We start from the raw sequence: 18,412 nt of genomic DNA, 5'->3' as shown, positions 1-18,412 counted from the left end.
TGGTCTTCGTCACGGACTATGGCGAGCTGTCGCTTGATCGTGTCACAGAACTGTCCCGGGGCGCCTCGTTGGTCGCGGCCAGGGCCGAAGGCAACGATTGCACGAGCATCGTCTGGGGCTATGAAGACGGCCGGCAGATTTGGTCTGTCGCAACCGAAACCGCAGGCGAGACCGAACGCCTCTACGACGAGGAGGTCGGGGACAACCTCATCGTGCAGGGTGACCCACCTAGCGAGTTCGCGGTGATCCGAGACCGCCATCTTGCGAAGCGGGACCCAGACGACGACGATTCAGAGGACTTCCTATCCATGGCTCCCTTGGAGCTCGCAGAAGCCCTTGGCGGCTGGGAGCCCGAGGGCGAGATCGGCCAGAATCTGCAATTCTTTAGGGTCGCCAGCAACCGGGCCGACGCCCCCGCTTCCAGCGGAACCGGAAAGGCGCCCTTGGTCCTGGGTCTGGTGATCCTGTTCCTCGCCATCGTCGCGATTCTGATCTGGGCTTCATAGCACCTTGCCTGAAACGGAACGGGAACATCATATGGGGTGATGGCCGACGCCGCGGCGACCCCGCCCGATCTCTTGCCCGAGAAATTCGCCGCCTGGTTCGAGAGCCGGGGCTGGAGCGCGCGCGCGCATCAGTTGGAGATGATCGCCAAGGCGCGTGAGGGCCGCGACGCGCTGCTGATCGCGCCGACCGGCGGCGGCAAGACCCTGGCGGGGTTCCTGCCCAGCCTGATCGACCTGGCTCAGCGGCCGCCGTCCAACACGCCGCAGGGCATCCACACCCTCTACATCTCGCCGCTGAAGGCGCTCGCCGTGGACGTCGAACGCAACCTGATGGCGCCGATCCTCCAGATGGGCCTGCCCATCGCCGCCGAGAGCCGCACCGGCGACACCGGTCAGGCGCGGCGTGCGCGCCAGCGGGTCAAGCCGCCGGACATCCTGCTGACCACGCCTGAGCAACTGGCGCTGTTCTGCGCCTGGGAGGGCGCGCGGCTCTATTTTGAAAACCTGTCCTGCGTGATCCTCGACGAGATCCACACCCTGCACTCGACCAAGCGCGGCGACCTGCTGGCGCTCGACCTCGCACGGCTGCAGCAATTCGCGCCAAACCTGCGGCGGGTCGGGCTGTCGGCGACGGTGGACGATCCCGACGTGATCCGCCGATGGATGGCCTATGGCAGGATCGAGGAGGACGGCTCGCCAACCCCTCCCCCGCACGAAACCGTGGACCTCGTGCGCGGCCCGCCTGGAGCGCAACCCGTCGTCGACATGCTACTGTCGGAGGGCCGCGTCCCATGGGCTGGCCATACCGCCAAGCATGCGATGCAGGAGGTCTATGACACCATCAAGCAGGCCAGGACCGCCCTGGTGTTCGTCAACACCCGCTTCCAGGCCGAGTTCGCGTTCCAGGAGCTGTGGCGGCTGAACGAAGACAGCCTGCCTATCGCCCTGCACCACGGCAGCCTCGCCGCCGAGCAGCGCCGCAAGGTTGAGGCGGCGATGGCGCGGGGCGAATTACGGGCCGTGGTCTGCACCTCGACGCTCGATCTGGGCATCGACTGGGGCGACGTCGACCTGGTGATCCAGCTAGCGTCGCCCAAGGGCGCTTCGCGGATGGTCCAGCGGATCGGCCGCGCCAACCACCGGCTGGATGAACCCAGCCGCGCGCTGTTCGTGCCGGCCAACCGCTTTGAGATGCTGGAGTGCCAGGCCGCCCGCGAGGCCATCGCAGAGAACCGCTTCGACGGGGAACCGACCCGGATCGGCGCGCTGGACGTGTTGGCCCAGCACGTCATGGGCTGCGCCTGCTCCGAACCGTTCGACCTGATCGCGCTCTATGACGAGGTCCGCTCCGCCGGCCCCTACCGCGACCTGATCTGGGAGGACTTCGAGCAGGTCGTCGATTTCGTCTCGACCGGCGGCTATGCGCTAAAGACCTATGATCGGTTCCGCAGGATCGTGCAGGGCCAGGACGGGCTCTGGCGGGTGCGCAACGCCGAGACCGCCCAACGCCACCGCCTCAACGTCGGGGCCATCGTCTCGCCGGCCATGCTCACGGTGCGGATCGCCATGGGCAAGGCGCGGCGCGGCGGTCGCAAGATCGGCGAGGTCGAGGAAGGCATGCTGGAGATGCTCGACCCCGGCGACACCTTCGTATTCGCCGGCCAGGTCTGGGCGCTGGTCGGCGTCACCGGGACCGAGGTGCTGGTCAGCCCGGCGGCCAATCGCGATCCGAAGATGCCATCCTGGGGCGGTTCGAAGTTCGCGCTCTCGACCTTTCTCGCCAAGCGAGTCCGCGAGCTGATGTATGACCAAGAGCACTGGAAGGTGCTGCCCGCCGACGTCCGTGAATGGCTGGAAATCCAGCGCGACCACTCGCTGATCCCGCCGGCCGACGACCTGCTGCTGGAGACCGTCCCGCGCGGCAAACGCCACTTCATGGTGGTCTATCCGTTCGAGGGACGCCTCGCCCACACCACGCTCGCCATGCTGCTGACCCGGCGACTGGAGCGGAAGGGCGCTGCGCCGCTGGGCTTCGTCTGCAACGACTATGCGATGGCGATCTGGGCGTTGAAGCCGATGGACGGACTCGATTTCGACGAACTGTTCGCCCAGGACATGCTGGGCGATGATCTGGAATCCTGGCTGGCCGAAAGCTTCATGATGAAGCGCGCCTTCAAGGGCTGTGCGATCATCTCGGGCCTGATCGAGCGACGGTTCCCGGGACAGGAGAAGACCGGGCGCCAGGTGACCTTCTCCACGGACCTGATCTACGACGTGCTGCGCCGACACCAACCCGACCACCTGCTGCTGCGCTGCGCGCGCGAGGACGCCGCGACCGGCCTGATCGACGTCGCGCGCCTGGGCCTGCTGCTGGAGCGCATCCAGGGCCGTATTCGCCACTCGCCGCTAGACCACCTCTCGCCATTCTCGGTCCCGATTCTTCTGGAGATTGGCAAGGAACGCTCGCCTGGCCAGGCCGGTGAAATGATCCTGGCCGAGGCCGAGGAAGACCTGATCGCCGAGGCCCTGGCGTGAGCGCGCTCGCCTCTCCGTCGCCCGCCTACGCCTTCGCGGCCAGCCCTTGCGGCGGCCTACGCACCAGGCTGAACGGCGCGGCCGTGACCCTGCGGGCCAGCGGCGCGCTGTGGATCGAGGACCAGCGGATGCTGGTGGTCGCCGACCTGCACCTGGAAAAGGGCTCGGCCTACGCCATGCGCGGCCAGATGCTGCCGCCTTACGACACCCGCGAGACCCTGCGCCGCCTGCAGGTCGAGGTGATGGCGACCCTGCCCGACACGGTGGTTCTGCTGGGCGACACCTTCCATGACCGCAAGTCGGAAGATCGCCTGGCCCGCGACGACGCCCAGACGCTTAGGTCCTTGGCCGGGGCGACTCGGCTGATCTGGGTGATCGGTAATCATGACGCCGATGGACCACGCGCCCTGCCGGGAAATGTCGCCGATGAGATCGCTATCGCCGGCCTGATCCTGCGCCACGAGCCGCTCCCAGGCCCTCAGATCGGCGAGGTCGCCGGCCACTTGCACCCTTGCGCCCGCGTCGTCGCCTCGCGCGGCAGCGTGCGACGACGTTGCTTCGTCACGGATGGCTCTCGGATGGTGGTGCCAGCCTTCGGCGCCTATGCCGGCGGGCTGAACATCAGGGATGAGGCTTTCGCAGGCCTGTTCTCCCAGGCCCCGCTGTGCGGAGCCCTGGGCGCCGACCGGGTCCACGCCGTCGGTTGGCGATCGGTCGCGGGCGACTAGCGCCCTACATCCGCAGCGCCTGCTCCAAGGCCAGCGCCAGAGAGATGCAGGCGCCGAGCGTCAGGGTGGTCATCAGGCGCGGGTAGCGGGCCGGAACGTCCGGTGCGGCGTGGTCGTACAGCCATTGCAGGATGAAGGCCGCCATGAAGCCGCAGAGCAGCCAGGCGGTGTCGATGGAGCCTCGGGCGAACACCAGGGCCCAGGCGGCGCTCGGCGAAACGATCGACATCGCCAGCCGCGTCCAGCGCGGCGCGGCGCGGGCGCTCTCCAGTCCCCAGCGGATGCCGCCCAAAAAGCCCAAGACCACCGCCGACCAGGTCAGCAACACCGTCAGCGCCGGCCCGGTCACGTCGGCTGGCCCGAACACATAGGCCACGGCGGAAATCGGGAACGGCGCCAGGCAGAGCAGCGCGATGGCCCAGAGCGCCAGGGGCGCCGAGGCTTCGGCATGAACGTCGTTGTCGTTGCGGATGTCCAAGCGGTCAGTTCCTCCGGAAGACGACCGAGGCGGCCCAGCCGGCGGCCAGCGCGATCGCCACCGAGACCAAGCCGTAGGACCATGGCCGGTTGTGGGCGAAGAGGTAAAGCGCGCGCTCAACCCCAGCCTTTTCCACGGTCAGGCCACGCATGCGCCGCGACACCGGCTGGCCGTTCTGAAACAGGAATATCTCGGCGGTATAGACGCCGATGGGGGCGGCGGTCGGCAGGTCGATCTCGGCCTTGAACAGGCCGCGGTCCACAAAGGTCACGCCCCGTTCGTCGGCGGCGTAGAGCCCGCTTTCCTCCTTCAGCCGCACGACTGCACGGCGCCAATCCAGGTAGTCCTGACCCAGCCGGCTGACCACCACGTCGCGCACGCCGTAGCGGGTCTCCGTCCGCTCCTCGAGCGGGGCGTTGATCGCCAGGTGGTCGACGCCGGCGCCCAGCCGCCGGAGGGTTCCGAAGCTGGCGATCTCGCCCAGCGGCCGGGTGGAGGCGGCCATGTAGAAGCCAGGCGCGCCTTCGAACACCACCGGCCGGGAATTGACCCAGACGCCGGCCACGCGGGTCTTGCGCGCCAGGCGCAGCGGCGCGTCGGGACCCCGCACGATGACCACCACGTCGCTCGGCTGGGTGGTCGGATCGAACACCGCGCCGTAGAGCACGATGCGCGCGCCGCGAAAGCTGGACGTGACCCGCACGTTGGTCGTGGTCAGGGCGGCTGAGATGGCCGCGGGCGGGGTCTCTGGCTGGGCGGCGTAGGGCATCAGCCGTTCGCCGTCATCAGCACGAAGGGTTCGGAAGGCGTGAAGAACAGCCCAAGGCCCATGCGCAGGCCGACCGCCAGCACGATCAGCGCCAGCAGGGCGCGCAATTCCTCGGCCCGGAAGCGCGAAGAGGCCCGCGCCCCGACCTGGGCGCCCAGCACCCCGCCGATCAGCAGCAGGGTGGCCAAAACCACGTCCACGGTCTGGTTGCGGCCGGCCTGCAGCACGCTGGTCAGCGAGGTGGTGATGATGATCTGGAAGAGGCTGGTCCCGACCACCACGCCAGCCGGCATGCGCAGGATGTAGACCATCGCCGGCACCAGGACGAAGCCGCCGCCGACCCCCATGATCGCCGACAGGATACCGACGAAGACGCCCAGCACGATCGGCGGGATGACGCTGATATAGAGCCGCGAGCGCGGGAACCGCAGTTTGAACGGCAAGCCGTAGAGCCAGGGCGGCCGTCGATCCTTGCGACGCTTTGGCGGATCGCCACGACGGCTGCGCAAGATCGAGGACAGGGATTCACTGAGCATCAGCGCGCCGATGACGCCCAGGAAAATCAGATATGAGAGCGACACCACGAGGTCGGCCTGGCCGAGCAGGCGCAGCCAGCGGAAGATCTCGACGCCGATGATCGACCCGACGGCCCCGCCAGCAGCCAGCACCCCGCCCATCCGGAAATCGACGGCCTTGCGCCGGGTGTAGGAGATGACGCCGGAGGTGGAGGAAGCCGCAACGTGATTGGCCTCGCTGGCCACCGCCACCACCGGTGGAATGCCCAGGAAGATCAACACTGGCGTCATCAGGAAGCCGCCGCCGATGCCGAAAAGGCCCGAGATGAAACCCACCGCCGCGCCAAGCGCGATCAGCAGTGGGGCGTTCACCGATACCTCGGCTATGGGCAGATAGATGTCCAAGAGCGCCCCTTACTCGGCGCGCGTCACCGCGTGAAGACCTGCAACCGGGAAACCGTCGCCTGATCCAGGCCACCGTTCGCCACCAAGCCCTGTTCGCGCTGATAGGCGGCGACCGCCATGGTCAGGGCGGGCGATGACACGCCGTCCATCGGCCCTTGATAGAAGCCGAGCCGCGACAACACCCGCTGGGCGGTGACCACGGCCGCGGCCGGGGCGACCGCGACTTCAGCGCCGGAGGCCGACGGGTTCACGGCGGTCGGCCGGAAGCCCTGGGCCGCACGTTCGGACACGCTGCGCGCCTCGGGCGATAGACCGGCGCGGACGCGGGCGGCGCTCTTGCGGGCTTCCTCGTCCCCCGTGCGGGCGGCGACCAAGTACCACTTGTAGGCTTCAGCGGCGTTCTGGGTCTCGCCCAGGCCCTGCTCGTAGAGCGCGCCCAGATTGTACTGGCTGTCGACCAGGCCCAGATCGGCGGCGCGGCGGAACCATTGGCCGGCCAGCGTCGCGTTCTTGGGACCGCCCTTGCCTTCGATCAGGGCGATGCCGAGGTTGTGCATGGCGTGGCGATTGCCGCCCTGGGCGGCGCGCTCGGTCCAGCGGCGAGCCTCGGCCGGGTCCTTCTTCAGACCTGCCTCGCCGTTCTCATAGAGCTTGGCGAGATAGAACTGGGCCGGCGAGTGCCCAAGATTGGCGGCCTTGCGTAGGCTGTCGAGGCCACCGGGCGCCTTGGTCTCGATGGCGCGGACCGCGTCCGTATAGAGGTTCGCCAGTTCAGCCGACTCGGTCGCCGCCACCGGAGGCCGGACCGTGCCCATGGGTTGAGGCGTGATAGCGATCGCCGCCAGCGGCGTGGTGTCCGCTTCACCAGTCGAAATTTCGCCGGCCCTATCGCTCTCGGCGACCGCCAAGGCGTCGGCGACACGCTGGGGCTGATCGCCGCGCGGTTGGCCGTCAGCGACGAAGTAGCTCGCCGCCCCCAGGCTCAGGAACGCCGCGCCGCCCGCCACCAACAGGGCGGTTTGCAGGGATCCGCCGGCCACGCGCTTGGGGCGCAGGCCAAAACTCGAGAACAGCGAGGCGCTTGCGGGCTTGTTGAGCTTCTCGACCTTGGCGCCGGGCTTCTTGCCTTCGCCGCCAGACGCCGCACGAGCGGCCGCGCGGGCCTGCTCGATCACTTCACGTGTGGTGAGCGGGCGCTCGGGTTGAGGCTCGGCCGCCGGCTCTTCCAGTTCAGCGTCGGGCGGCGCGAGATCGAAGGCCGCGGCGTTTAGCTCATTTGTTTCCGGCTCGGCCACTTCCGGCTCGGTGGCTTCTGGCTCAGGCGCCGCGGCGATCACCGGCGCCGCTTCAGGCTCCGGGGCGGCTTCAGGCTCAGGCGCGAGCTCCAACTCGGCCTCGTCAGCCTCGGCCTCGACGCTCGGCGCGACCGGTGTGAACCCGTCTGCGGCCTCATAGTCTTCAGCGTCAAAGGCTACGGCCGCCGTGGTGTCGGGGAACACCGCGACGCTGGTCTCAACGCCTTCGCGCAGCGGAGCCTCGGGTGCATCGACCTGCGGCTCCGCAACCGCATCGCCACCGGCGAAGGCTTGCAGCGCTAGCGGATCGCCCGACGGTTCGGCCGGGCCAAGGTCGTGAAGCGGATCAGCGGCGAAGGGAGACACCAGCTCATCGCGCACCAGGCGCGGAGCCGGCGCGGCGGCCAGCGCCTGTTCGGAGAGCCGGCGCTGGGATTCAGCCAGGCTGTGATCGACCTTCGCCCGCGCCTCGTCCAGCAGGCGGGCCGTGCGCTCTTCGCTCTGGCGAATGCGTTCGACTAGGTCCTCGGAAGAGCGTTCCTGGCGTTGGCTGAGCCGCTCGCTCACCTGAGCGACCTGCTCGCCGACATCGTCGATGGCTTGGGCGGCCCGACGTTCGGAACTGCCGATCCGTTCGGTCAGACGCTCGGTGATCTTGGCGATCTCGGAGCCGAGCTTTTCCAGCGCCTCGGCGTGGTCGCCTTCCGAACGACCAAACCGCGCTTCCATCGCCTGGGCGATGCGCGCGACCTCGCCGCCGACTTGCTCGATGGCGTCGGCGCTGCGATTCTCGGCGTCTTGGACTCGACGGTTCAAGGTGTCGGCCATGGTCAGGACCTCGCGGCCCATCTTCTCAATGGCCTCGCTCGATACCTGTTCCGCCGCATGGGCGGCCATTTCGCCGAGCTGTTGCTCCATGCGGCCAAAGCGGCCGTCCGCGGAGGCCTGCAGTTTCTCGGCGATTTCCTCGCGGACCACATCGACCCGCTGCGACAGCGTCGCGGCCAGGTCTTCCAGCCGGCGGTCAATACTGGCCGCGCCGCCGCGATCGACCGCGTCCACACGCTCGTCAAGATGAGCGAACGCTTGGCCAAGGCTGACAAAGGCGTCGGCGGTGCGGGCTTCGGCGTCGCTCAGGCGCGCATCGACCCGGTTGACGACTTCTTCGATCAGAGCGGCGGCGGACGCATCATCCTGGGCGCCGATCTCTTGCAGGCGGCGCTCCATCACGGCGATGGTCTCGCGGGTGCGGCCCTCGCCCTCATGCAGGTGACTGGCGATCTTGCCGAGCGCCGCTTCCAGCGAACGTAGCGCCTCGGCCGAACGCGGCCCGGCAGCTTCGGCCTCGACACGCCGCAGTCGTTCGGCCAGTCGCGAATTCTCGGCGCGCGCTTCGTGGATCGCGCCCTCGAAGCGCGCGGCGACGGCGACATGCTCGCGCTCGGCCGCCTCGATGCGGGCCATGGCCTGACGCATCACCACTTCAGCGGCGATGGCGGCGGGGGTCTTGCGGATCCCCTCCTGCTCGACGCCGCCGCCCAAGCGATCGAGGGCGACCGCGACGCGATCAGGTTCAGAACCTTGCGCTTCGGAGGTTTCGACAAGACGTGGCGTGAATTGCGGACGATCCGGACGCCCGGCGCGCTCGTCGAAATAGGTTTGAGACGTGATCTCCTCGGGACCCTCGTCCTCAAGGATCACCCGATTGAGCCATTCTCCAAGTGTCATACCGGAGCGGCGAGCGAGGTCTTTTGCAACCTCCCGCGCCTTGGGGTCGATCCCCTTGACACTCCAGGGCGCCCCCGACGTCATATCGAATCGTTCTCCCAGCCCAATTGCGAAGCTAGCACCGATCCGTGGTGTGTAAACGGATCCTTAACACCAGATATTGCGCCTAGGGCGAAAGCCTGTGGATTACAGCGTGTAGCATAGGAACAAGACGAAATTCGGTTAATGCCGAGTTAAGGGTTAATAGCGGCTTCACCTTTACCGCCCCCATCCGCTGGGGTAGGCGCAGCCGGGATGACCCTGAACGTGACCCTGGCGCTTTGCGCCGCGCTGCTCTTCATCGCGGCCTTCGCCGGCTGGCGCGGATCCAAGCCGCCGGACGTCATGAAAGGCCCCCGGCTGATCCCCTGGCGCTTCATCATGGTCACGGCGGCGGCCTTCGCGATGTTCCTGATCGTCCACGTCGTGAACCTGCTGGGCGTGAAGACCGGCCGCTAGCGCTCGGCCTTCGGGCGCTTCGCCAAGCCGGCGACGCCACCCGAGGTCAGCAGCCCCATATCGGCCAACACCAGCGGAATCGCCCACTTGTGGGGCGCGGCGATGTAGCGCGGGCGCCAGACCGGATCGTACTTGCCCTTGTAGGCCCGCACGCCCTGGAAATTATAGACCTCCTCGCCGCGCTCGAAGATCAGCGCGCCAACCCGCGACAACACCGGGGCCAGGGGGCGATCCTCCAGGCCCGACAACGGGGCCATGCCGAACTCGATAGCCTGGTAGTTCTCGCGCCGGCCCCACTCGATCAATTCAACGAACAGGTAGTCCATGATGCGCCTGGGCCCCTCTTCGATGTAGCGCATCAGATCCATGGAAAAGGCGCTCTTGCACGCCGTGGTCCACAGCGTCGCGAAGGCGATGATCTTGCCCTCGAACCGCACGACCGCGACCGGGAACTCCGCCACGTAGGAAGGGTAGAAACCACCCATCGAGAAGCTCTTGTCCCCGCCGGCGTGATGCACCAGCCAGGCGTCGGAGATCGCCTGGAGCTGCGGCATGATTTCGTTGACACGCTCGGGCGGAAACACCTCGAACGACGCCCCCGCCTCGCTCGCCTGACGCCAGGCGCGCCGCAGATTGCCGCGTTTGGTGCCTTCGATGGTGAAGGTGTCCAGCGCCACGGCGGCGCTCTCTCCGACCTTGTGGATTGCAAAACCCAACTCGACCACGTCGGGCAGGTGCTCGGCGTCAAGGCCGTAGAACCCAGGCCGGGCGGCATGGGCGTCAGCCAACTCCCGGAACCGCCACATCAGATCCATGCGCTCGTCGGGCCGGCCGACGGGCGCGCCGAGCGAGATCCAGGAGCGCCCCCGCACTCCGAACATCAGGAAGCTCTCGCCCGACGCCGAGAACAGGAAGCGTTTGTCGCCAAGCAAAGCCAGGTTCGAGCCAGGCTCAGCCTCCTCAGCCTTGGCCAAGATCGCCCGCACCCGCTCAAGCTCGGGATCGTCCTCGCCCACCACGCGCGGGGTGGCGGCCGAGGCGAACATTCGCCAGATGCCGAAAGCGAACAGCAGGATGGCCGCGCCGACCCAGGCGCGAATGGCGCGGGCGGCGTCGTCGTCGGCCATCACCCGCCAGAACGGCTGGTCGCCGAAGTCGGCATGCTGGAACGACCAGAGACCGAGCAGCCCCGCCCCGAACACCACCGCGAAGGCCGAAAGCAGCCAGCCCGGCGTGACCTCCATCTGCGACAGCCGCGCCTTGCGCGGGAACGCGCCGCGCAGCGGGATCAGCACGGCGGCGAAGATCGCCAGCGTCGCCGCCTCCTCCCAGGCGAAGGCCTTGAGCAGCGCCAGCGGACTGGCGATCAACAGCGTGGCGACCGTCGCGGCCCAGGCGCCGTCCAGCCGCGCCCTGAGCCCGAAGGCCAGCAGCACCAGGATCAGGCCGAGGATACTGGACAAGAAGTGGCTGATCTCGATCAGGACGACTGGCGTCACTTCATAGATGCGCAGGAACCGGTCTGGGATCGTCGGCGTGGCCCCCGAGGCCAGCAGCATGATCCCCGCAAAGAGGGCGAGAACGGCCGCCACGGTGGGCGCCGCGGCAAATAGCGCCGGTTTAACTTCCCGCCAGAATTTCATTCGCCCACCAACAGCCGCCCCAGATGGCCGGTATATAGCCTGATTTGGCGTCTACGCAGCGCGCTACCGCCACGTCAAACAACCGTTTCGTTCCCCTTGCTCTTGAGGCGCCCGACGCTAATGTGGCCGGCGTAAAAGCAGATCCGATCACGGGAGGATTCCATGGCCGATTTCGGCGCCGGCGATCTCGAGGCGTTCCGCGCCGAGGTGAAAGCCTGGCTGGAAGCCAACTATCCGGCGGAACTCCGCGACCCGAAGGTCAAGAGCGATCCGGAAGCCATGTGGGGCGGTCGCGCCTTCGCCGGCTCCTCCGACCCGCAGATCGTGTGGATGCGCAAGATGGCGCAACAGGGCTGGACCGCCCCGACCTGGCCCAAGGAATACGGTGGCGGCGGACTGACCGCGCCGCAGGCCCGCGTGCTGGATCAGGAACTCGCCGCTGGCCGCTATCACGCGCCGCTCGCCTCGTTCGGCATCTGGATGCTGGGTCCGGTGCTGCTCGAATACGCGACCGAGGCGCAGAAGAAAGAATACCTGCCCAAGATCATCAATGGCGAGATTCGCTGGTGCCAGGGCTATTCGGAACCGGGCGCCGGCTCCGACTTGGCCTCTCTGCAGACTAGATGTGAAGACAAGGGCGACCATTGGCTGATCAACGGCCAGAAGGTCTGGACATCCTATGCAGACAAGGCCGACTGGTGCTTCTGCCTAGTCCGTACTGACACCACGAAAAAGCACGAAGGCATATCGTTCGTACTGATCGACATGTCCAAGCCCGGCGTGGAAACGCGGCCTATTCAGTTGATCTCTGGCGAAAGCCCATTCTGCGAGACCTTCTTTACTGACGTGAGCCTGCCGAAGGACGCGTTGGTCGGCAAGGTCAACGGCGGCTGGGAGATCGCCAAGCGGCTGCTGCAGTATGAGCGCCAGAACATCTCGGGCGGCTTCGGCGGCGGCGGTGGGGCCGGCGGCGCGGCGGGCGACCTTGGCTCTATCGCCAAGACCTACGCCGGCGTCGATGAAGCCGGCCGCATGGCCGACCACGACCTGCGTCAACGTGTCACCCAGAACAAGATGAACTTCCAGGCGCTCGGCCAGACCATCGCGCGCACGGCCGCCGAGGCGAGAGCCTCCAACGGCCCCAGCGCCGCGACCTCGATCATCAAGTACGCCGCCGCCTCCTTCGCCCAGGAGCGCTCCGAACTGATGGTGGAGGCCATGGGCCACCAGGGCCTCGGCTGGCAAGGCGACGGCTACGAGCCCGGCGAACTGCTGGCGGTCCGCGGCTGGCTGCGATCCAAGGGCAACTCCATCGAGGGCGGCACCTCGGAGATCAACATCAACGTGGTCTCCAAGCGCGTGCTCGGCCTGCCCGACCCCAAGTAAACGTGACGGACGCCGCCCTATTTTCGGGCGGCGTCTTTGTTTTGATCGACGACATTTCTAGAGGCGAATTTCATGGCTGACTTTGGCGGCGACGACACCGAGGCCTTCCGCAGCGAAGCGAAGGCGTGGCTGGACGAAAACTTCCCCGAGGCCCTGAAGGCCGACCCTGCCGCGCAGCTCGCGGCCCAGGGCGGCGGCAAGGAAAGCGCCGACGCCAAGGCCTGGCGCGAGGCCATGGGCGCCAAGGGCTGGGGAACTCCGACCTGGCCGGCCGAATACGGCGGCGGCGGTCTGACCCGCCAGCAGGCCCGGGTCCTGCACGAAGAGATGGCCAAGATCGGCGCCCGCAACCCGATCGGCGGCATGGGCGTGATGATGTTCGGCCCAACCCTGATCGAGTACGGCACCGAGGAACTGAAGCGCCAGCATCTGCCCGGCATCATCACCGGCTCGGTGCGCTGGTGCCAGGGCTACTCCGAGCCTGGCTCAGGCTCGGACCTCGCCTCGCTGCAGACCCGCGCCGAGGACAAGGGCGACCACTACCTGGTCTCGGGAAGCAAAATCTGGACGTCCGGCGCAAATACCGCCGACTGGTGCTTCTGCCTGGTGCGCACCGACACCTCCAAGAAGCATGAGGGCATCAGCTTCCTGCTGATCGACATGACCTCGCCCGGCGTCGAGGTTCGGCCGATCCTGCTCATCAACGGCACCTCCCCGTTCTGCGAGACATTCTTCACCGAGGTCACGGTTCCGAAGAACCAACTGTTCGGTCCGCTGAACGGCGGCTGGACGGTGGCCAAGCGGCTGCTGCAGTTCGAGCGCGACAACATCTCGGCCGGCCTCGGCGGCGGCTCCATCGGCGCGCCGGTGACGGCCCTGACGGTCAAGCAGGCGGCCAAGGACTATGTCGGCCTCGATGAAAGCGGCCGGCTCGCCGACGGCGACTTCCGCCGCCGGGTGACCGAGCACCTGATGGAGGTCCAGGCCTTCCAGCAGACCGTGCGTCGCGCCGCCGACGAGGCGAAAGCGGGCAACGGTCCGTCGGCCGCGACCTCGATCATGAAGTATGCCGGCGCCAAGGTGGCGATGGACCGCAACGAACTGATCGTCGAAGCCCTGGGCTCGGCTGGCCTCGGCTGGACCGGCGAAGGCTTCGCCCAACCCGAACTCGCGGCCGTGCGAACCTGGCTGCGCTCCAAGGGCAACTCTATTGAAGGCGGCACCTCGGAGATCAACCTCAACGTCGTCTCCAAGCGTGTGCTTGGCCTGCCCGATCCCAAGTGATTTTTCACCCCCTCCCGGTGGGGAGGGGGACATGCTACAATATTGCTAACATAATGAATAATTAGGGAGAATTTTCATGGCTGATTTTGGCGGCGCCGATTTGGAAGGCTTCCGCGCACAGGCCCGCGAGTGGCTTGAAGCGAATTTCCCGAAATCCCTGGGCAAGGACGTCGAGGGGCAGCAAGCCGCCTTGATGAGCCCTGAAAAGCCGGTCGGCGACCATGCGCTCTGGAAAGAGCGTATGGGCGCGAAGGGGTGGGGCACCCCCACCTGGCCGGCGGCCTACGGCGGCGGCGGCCTCTCCCCGGCCGAAGCCCGCGTGCTGGCCCAGGAAATGGGCGCTATCGGCGCGGTGAACCCGATCGGCGGCATGGGCATCGGCATGTTCGGCCCGACCCTGCTGGAATACGGCACCGAAGAACAGAAGAAGAAGTACATCCCCGACATCGTCACCGGCAAAATCCGCTGGTGCCAAGGTTTCAGCGAGCCCGGCGCAGGTTCCGACCTCGCTTCTCTGCAAACCAAGGCGGAAGACAAGGGCGACTACTGGCTCGTCAACGGTTCGAAGATCTGGACGAGCGGCGGCCAATACGCCGACATGATCTTCTGCCTGGTCCGCACGGACTTCACCAAGAAGCACGAAGGCATCTCCTTTGTTGTCTTCGAGATGCACCAGCCGGGCATTGAAGTTCGGCCGATCAAGCTGATCGCCGGCAACTCGCCGTTCTGCGAAACCTTCTTCACCGACGTGAAAGTGCCGAAGGAAAACCTGGTTGGCCCGTTGAACGGCGGCTGGACCGTGGCCAAGCGCCTGCTGCAGCACGAACGCTCGGGCATGAACGGCAGCCGCGGCGCCACCGCCGCCCGTCCCGACGCGCTCGGCGTCGTCGCCAAGAAGTATGTCGGCGCCGACGAGCAAGGCCGGCTGGCCGACAGCGACCTGCGCACCCGCATCGTCATGAACGAGATCGACCAGCGCGCCCTGCAGCAAACGGTTCGCCGCGCGGCGCTGGAAGCCCAGGGCAACTCGGGTCCCTCGGCGGCCACCTCGATCATGAAGAACGCCAATATGAAGGTCGCCCAGGACCGCGCCGAACTGACCCTGGAGTTCATGGGTCACCAAGGCCTCGGCTGGGACGGAGCCGAATTCACCGACGAGGAACGCACAGCGGTCCGCTCCTGGCTCTCGGGCAAGGCCGGCTCGATCTATGGCGGCTCCAACGAAGTGCAGAACAACATCATCTCGAAGCGAATCCTGGGACTCCCAGACCTCACGCAGAGCCACTAGGGTGACGCCAACACCCGGTCGCGCGAGCCAATTAGGTTCAGCGACCGGGGATGTGCATAACGACTTTCAGACGACCTGATTTTTAAGGAGACGATTTAAATGGCTGATTTTGGCGGCGGCGATCTCGACGCCTTCCGCGCGGAAGCGCGGAACTGGATCGAGGCGAACTTCCCGCCGGCCCTGAAGGGCAAGGCGAATCCGATGATGCGCGAAGAGCGCAGCACCCCCAGCGCCGACCAGGAAACCTGGCGCAAGGCTATGGGCGAAAAAGGCTGGGGCGTTCCGACCTGGCCGGCGGCCTACGGCGGCGGCGGTCTGTCCTCGGCCCAGGGCCGAGTGATCCAGCAAGAGCTGGGCCGCGCGGGCGCCTACAACCCGATCGGCGGCATGGGCGTGATGATGTTCGGCCCGACCCTGCTGGAGTACGGCACGGAAGAGCAGAAGCAAGAGCACATCCCGCCGATCGTTCGTGGTGATCTGCAGTGGTGCCAAGGCTTCAGCGAGCCGGGCGCAGGTTCCGACCTCGCTTCGCTTCAGTGCAAGGCTGAAGACAAGGGCGATCATTACCTGGTCAACGGCCAGAAGATCTGGACCTCCGGCGCTCAATACGCTGACTGGTGCTTCTGCCTGGTCCGCACCGACACCTCCAAGAAGCATGAAGGCATTTCCTTCGTGCTCTTCACGATGGACCAACCGGGCGTCGAAGTTCGCCCGATCCCGCTGATCGCCGGCAACTCGCCCTTCTGCGAAACCTTCCTCCCCGACGCCAAGGCGTTGAAGAAGGACCTGGTCGGCCCGCTGAACGGCGGCTGGACCATCGCCAAGCGTCTGCTGCAACACGAACGTTCGGGCCTCAGCGGCGCGGGCGGCGGCGGATACGGCGGCGCCAAGCCGCTGCCGAAGCTGGCCAAGGACTATGTGGGCGTCGACGAAGCCGGCAAGCTGGCCGACAGCGACCTGCGCACCCGCATCATCATGAACGAGATCGACGGCCGCGCTTTCCAGCAGACCGCCGTGCGCGCGATGATGGAAGCCAAGGGCAATTCGGGCCCGTCAGCCGCCACCTCGATCATGAAGAACGCCGGCACCCGCTGGATGCAGGACAAGGCCGAACTAACCCTGGAAATCATGGGTCACCAGGGCCTGGGCTGGGAAGGCGCCGACTTCGCGCCGGAAGAGCTGACCGCTGTCCGCTCGTGGCTGGGCGGCAAGGCCACGACCATCTACGGCGGATCGCAAGAGGTGCAGAACAACATCATCTCCAAGCGCATCCTCGGCCTGCCCGACCTGACGCAACATAGCTAAACATCAGAACAACCACAGATTTTTAGAGAATAGGATTTCGAAACATGGCCGTTCTGAACGAAGAACAGAGCATGCTCCGCGACGCGGCGAAGAGCTGGGTCCAGGAAAAGAGCCCGGTGACCGCCTTCCGCAAGATGCGCGACTCGGGCGTTGAACTTGGCTACGACGCCGCCGCCTGGAACGAGCAGGCGGAAATGGGCTGGGCCGGGGTCATCATCCCGGAAGACTTCGGCGGGTCGAACTTCGGTTACCTGTCGCTGGGCCTGATCCTTGAGGAAATGGGCCGCACGCTCACCGCCTCGCCGCTGCTGGCCTCGGGCCTGGCGGCCGCCAGCGCCCTGATCCTGGGCGGCAACGACGCCCAGAAGGGCGAGTACCTGCCCAAGATCGCCGACGGTTCGCTGGTCGCCACCCTGGCGGTCGACGAAGGCGCGCACCACGCTCCGGAAAAGGTCGCGCTCAGCGCCACCAAGTCCGGCGCCGGCTACGTGCTGGACGGCAAGAAGACCTTCGTCCTGGAAGGCCCGGGCGCTGGCCTGTTCGTGGTCTCGGCCCGCACCTCGGGCAAGCCGGGCGACAAGGACGGCATCAGCCTGTTCCTGGTTCCCGCCGACGCCAAGGGCGTGACCAAGACCAACCTGAAGCTGGCCGACAGCCGCGGCGCCTCGAACGTCTCCTTCGACAAGGTCGAAGTCGGCGCCGACGCTCTGATGGGCGCCGAAGGCAAGGGCTGGGACGTCCTGGAAAAGACCCTCGACCGCGCCCGCGCCGGCGTCTCGGCTGAAATGCTGGGCGCCGCCGTCCAAGCCTTCGAGACCACCCTCGACTACCTGAAGGTCCGCGTTCAGTTCGGCCAGGTGATCGGCTCCTTCCAGGCGCTGCAACACCGCGCCGCGAAGATGTTCACCGACCTCGAACTGGCCCGCTCGGCCGTCGAAGCCGCCCTGGCGGCGATCGACGCCGACAGCCCGGACGTGCCGGAACTGGTCAGCCTGGCGAAGGCCAAGATGGGCGACACCTTCCACCTGGTGTCGAACGAAATGGTCCAAATGCACGGCGGCATCGGCATGACCGACGCCCACGACTCGGGCTTCTACATGAAGCGCGCTCGTGCGGCCGAGGCGGCCTATGGCAGCCAGTCCTACCATCGCGACCGCTACGCGAAGATCCAGGGCTACTAAGACCCACAGGCCGCAAGAGCCTGAAACTCGAAGCCCCGCCGGTGCGAACCGGCGGGGCTTTTCATTTGTGCTCCGGTCGATCAGAAGCGCGTCGGTGATTTTCTACGGAACTAATCGCCGACAAATCCGCTCATTGTCCCAGACCAAACACCGGACGATCCAAGCACCGCATATCAGGCGGGGTTGGCCTCTCGGATAGCTTGCCCTGGAGAACAGTCATGAACAGCATTATTTACATCGTTGGTCTTGTGGTTGTCGTTGGGGCGATCTTGGCGTTTGTATTTTAACTCACGCAGGATCGCGCTCAACTTAAGCGGCGCACACGAACAGATATATACAACCCCGCCGATGCAAACCGGCGGGGTTTTCATTTGTGGAGCTTGGCGGCGAGCGTCTGCGCCGGGCCGAGGCGGACGCCCAAACGGAAGCGCGGCAGAGCCGTTCAATACGACGAGGAAGGCCGCTGGCGCTTTCAGAGATGAGCACCGCCAGCGTGCTTGACGCGTAGGGCCATCCCGATAGAGGCAGTACCGGGTTTGGCCCGAGCAGAGACGCGATGATCACCTTCCCCGACGATATCTTCACCGAACCGCAGGACGTGGATCCCGACACCCTGGCCAATCTGGGACCGCTGGCGCGGTTGGCGGGCGTGTGGGAGGGACGCAAAGGCGTCGACCTGAACCCGAAGGCCGATGGTCCCGAACGCCGCGACTATCTCGAGCGAATCGAGATGCAGCCCATCGATCCGCAGGCGAACGGGCCGCAGCTATTCTACGGGCTGAGCTATCACGTCCATATCGTCGCGTCCGACGAGGACTCTACCTTCCATGACCAGGTCGGCTACTGGCTGTGGGAACCGGCCACCGGG

Annotated in this window: 15 protein-coding genes; 10 read left to right on the top strand and 5 right to left on the bottom strand. The window is 66.5% G+C overall.

Features of this window, described 5'->3' with window-relative positions:
• The 3 genes from Q7T84_RS10005 to pdeM all read left to right on the top strand — a co-directional run.
• A partial coding sequence (locus tag Q7T84_RS10005) for a hypothetical protein (protein WP_304808329.1) occupies positions 1-506 on the top strand: 506 nt, incomplete at its 5' end.
• A 39-nt stretch (positions 507-545) separates the two neighbouring features.
• Positions 546-3,041 carry a ligase-associated DNA damage response DEXH box helicase gene (locus tag Q7T84_RS10000; RefSeq protein ID WP_304808327.1) on the top strand — a complete coding sequence of 832 codons (2,496 nt, stop codon included), beginning with the start codon at positions 546-548 and terminating at the stop codon, positions 3,039-3,041.
• On the top strand, positions 3,038-3,769 hold the full coding sequence (pdeM, locus tag Q7T84_RS09995; protein ID WP_304808325.1) for a ligase-associated DNA damage response endonuclease PdeM: 732 nt from the start codon (positions 3,038-3,040) through the stop codon (positions 3,767-3,769). Before Q7T84_RS10000 ends, pdeM begins: the two co-directional genes overlap by 4 nt.
• A 4-nt stretch (positions 3,770-3,773) precedes the next feature.
• Here the strand turns inward: pdeM and Q7T84_RS09990 are convergent, their stop codons facing one another.
• From Q7T84_RS09990 to Q7T84_RS09975, 4 genes are read right to left on the bottom strand one after another with little or no spacing between them, the layout of a single operon-like run.
• On the bottom strand, positions 3,774-4,247 hold the full coding sequence (locus tag Q7T84_RS09990) for a DUF3429 domain-containing protein (RefSeq protein ID WP_304808323.1): 474 nt from the start codon (positions 4,245-4,247) through the stop codon (positions 3,774-3,776).
• Positions 4,248-4,251: 4 nt separating this feature from the next.
• Complete coding sequence (locus Q7T84_RS09985) at positions 4,252-5,016, bottom strand: TIGR02186 family protein (RefSeq protein ID WP_304808321.1); 765 nt, start codon at positions 5,014-5,016, stop codon at positions 4,252-4,254.
• Positions 5,016-5,936 (bottom strand): sulfite exporter TauE/SafE family protein, encoded by a 921-nt coding sequence (locus Q7T84_RS09980; protein ID WP_304808319.1) that lies wholly within the window; start codon positions 5,934-5,936, stop codon positions 5,016-5,018. Before Q7T84_RS09980 ends, Q7T84_RS09985 begins: the two co-directional genes overlap by 1 nt.
• Before the next feature lie 23 nt (positions 5,937-5,959).
• Positions 5,960-8,932 (bottom strand): peptidoglycan-binding protein, encoded by a 2,973-nt coding sequence (locus Q7T84_RS09975; protein ID WP_304808316.1) that lies wholly within the window; start codon positions 8,930-8,932, stop codon positions 5,960-5,962.
• 321 nt (positions 8,933-9,253) lie between these two features.
• Here Q7T84_RS09975 and Q7T84_RS09970 point away from each other — a divergent pair, with 321 nt between their 5' ends.
• On the top strand, positions 9,254-9,457 hold the full coding sequence (locus tag Q7T84_RS09970; protein WP_304808314.1) for a hypothetical protein: 204 nt from the start codon (positions 9,254-9,256) through the stop codon (positions 9,455-9,457).
• Here the strand turns inward: Q7T84_RS09970 and Q7T84_RS09965 are convergent.
• Positions 9,454-11,049: a phosphatidylglycerol lysyltransferase domain-containing protein gene (locus Q7T84_RS09965; RefSeq protein WP_304808312.1), complete on the bottom strand. Its 1,596-nt coding sequence runs from the start codon at positions 11,047-11,049 to the stop codon at positions 9,454-9,456. The genes Q7T84_RS09970 and Q7T84_RS09965 overlap by 4 nt on opposite strands.
• Positions 11,050-11,262: 213 nt before the next feature.
• On the opposite strand from Q7T84_RS09965, the gene Q7T84_RS09960 reads away from it, so the two are divergent.
• From Q7T84_RS09960 to Q7T84_RS09935, 6 genes are all read left to right on the top strand, one after another.
• Positions 11,263-12,486: an acyl-CoA dehydrogenase family protein gene (locus tag Q7T84_RS09960; protein ID WP_304808310.1), complete on the top strand. Its 1,224-nt coding sequence runs from the start codon at positions 11,263-11,265 to the stop codon at positions 12,484-12,486.
• A 72-nt stretch (positions 12,487-12,558) separates the two neighbouring features.
• The gene (locus tag Q7T84_RS09955; RefSeq protein WP_304808308.1) at positions 12,559-13,770 is read left to right on the top strand and encodes an acyl-CoA dehydrogenase family protein; all 1,212 of its coding nucleotides are present in this window, start codon (positions 12,559-12,561) and stop codon (positions 13,768-13,770) included.
• Between the two features lie 76 nt (positions 13,771-13,846).
• Entirely contained in the window at positions 13,847-15,058 is a 1,212-nt protein-coding gene (locus tag Q7T84_RS09950) for an acyl-CoA dehydrogenase family protein (RefSeq protein WP_304808306.1), read from the top strand.
• 99 nt (positions 15,059-15,157) lie between these two features.
• A complete protein-coding gene (locus Q7T84_RS09945; RefSeq protein ID WP_304808304.1) occupies positions 15,158-16,363 on the top strand; it encodes an acyl-CoA dehydrogenase family protein in 1,206 nt (401 codons plus the stop codon).
• A 44-nt stretch (positions 16,364-16,407) separates the two neighbouring features.
• Positions 16,408-17,544 carry an acyl-CoA dehydrogenase family protein gene (locus tag Q7T84_RS09940; RefSeq protein ID WP_304808302.1) on the top strand — a complete coding sequence of 379 codons (1,137 nt, stop codon included), beginning with the start codon at positions 16,408-16,410 and terminating at the stop codon, positions 17,542-17,544.
• Positions 17,545-18,100: 556 nt separating this feature from the next.
• Positions 18,101-18,412: heme-binding beta-barrel domain-containing protein (locus Q7T84_RS09935; RefSeq protein ID WP_304808300.1), on the top strand; the 312-nt coding region annotated here is incomplete at its 3' end.

The sequence above is a fragment of the Phenylobacterium sp. genome (genome assembly GCF_030654915.1).
Classification (GTDB): Bacteria; Pseudomonadota; Alphaproteobacteria; order Caulobacterales; family Caulobacteraceae; genus Phenylobacterium.
The sequence above is the reverse complement of the archived record's forward strand: the minus strand, read 5'-3'. Positions and strand labels throughout refer to the sequence as shown.

What these genes read in the sequence shown, in the direction of transcription:
- Q7T84_RS09945 (WP_304808304.1), top strand. Translation starts at nt 15,158, where the DNA reads ATGGCTGATTTTGGCGGCGGCGATCTCGACGCCTTCCGCGCGGAAGCG.
- Q7T84_RS09970 (WP_304808314.1), top strand. Translation starts at nt 9,254, where the DNA reads ATGACCCTGAACGTGACCCTGGCGCTTTGCGCCGCGCTGCTCTTCATC.
- Q7T84_RS10000 (WP_304808327.1), top strand. Translation starts at nt 546, where the DNA reads ATGGCCGACGCCGCGGCGACCCCGCCCGATCTCTTGCCCGAGAAATTC.
- Q7T84_RS09950 (WP_304808306.1), top strand. Translation starts at nt 13,847, where the DNA reads ATGGCTGATTTTGGCGGCGCCGATTTGGAAGGCTTCCGCGCACAGGCC.
- Q7T84_RS09960 (WP_304808310.1), top strand. Translation starts at nt 11,263, where the DNA reads ATGGCCGATTTCGGCGCCGGCGATCTCGAGGCGTTCCGCGCCGAGGTG.
- Q7T84_RS09985 (WP_304808321.1), bottom strand. Translation starts at nt 5,016, where the DNA reads ATGCCCTACGCCGCCCAGCCAGAGACCCCGCCCGCGGCCATCTCAGCC.
- Q7T84_RS09955 (WP_304808308.1), top strand. Translation starts at nt 12,559, where the DNA reads ATGGCTGACTTTGGCGGCGACGACACCGAGGCCTTCCGCAGCGAAGCG.
- Q7T84_RS09940 (WP_304808302.1), top strand. Translation starts at nt 16,408, where the DNA reads ATGGCCGTTCTGAACGAAGAACAGAGCATGCTCCGCGACGCGGCGAAG.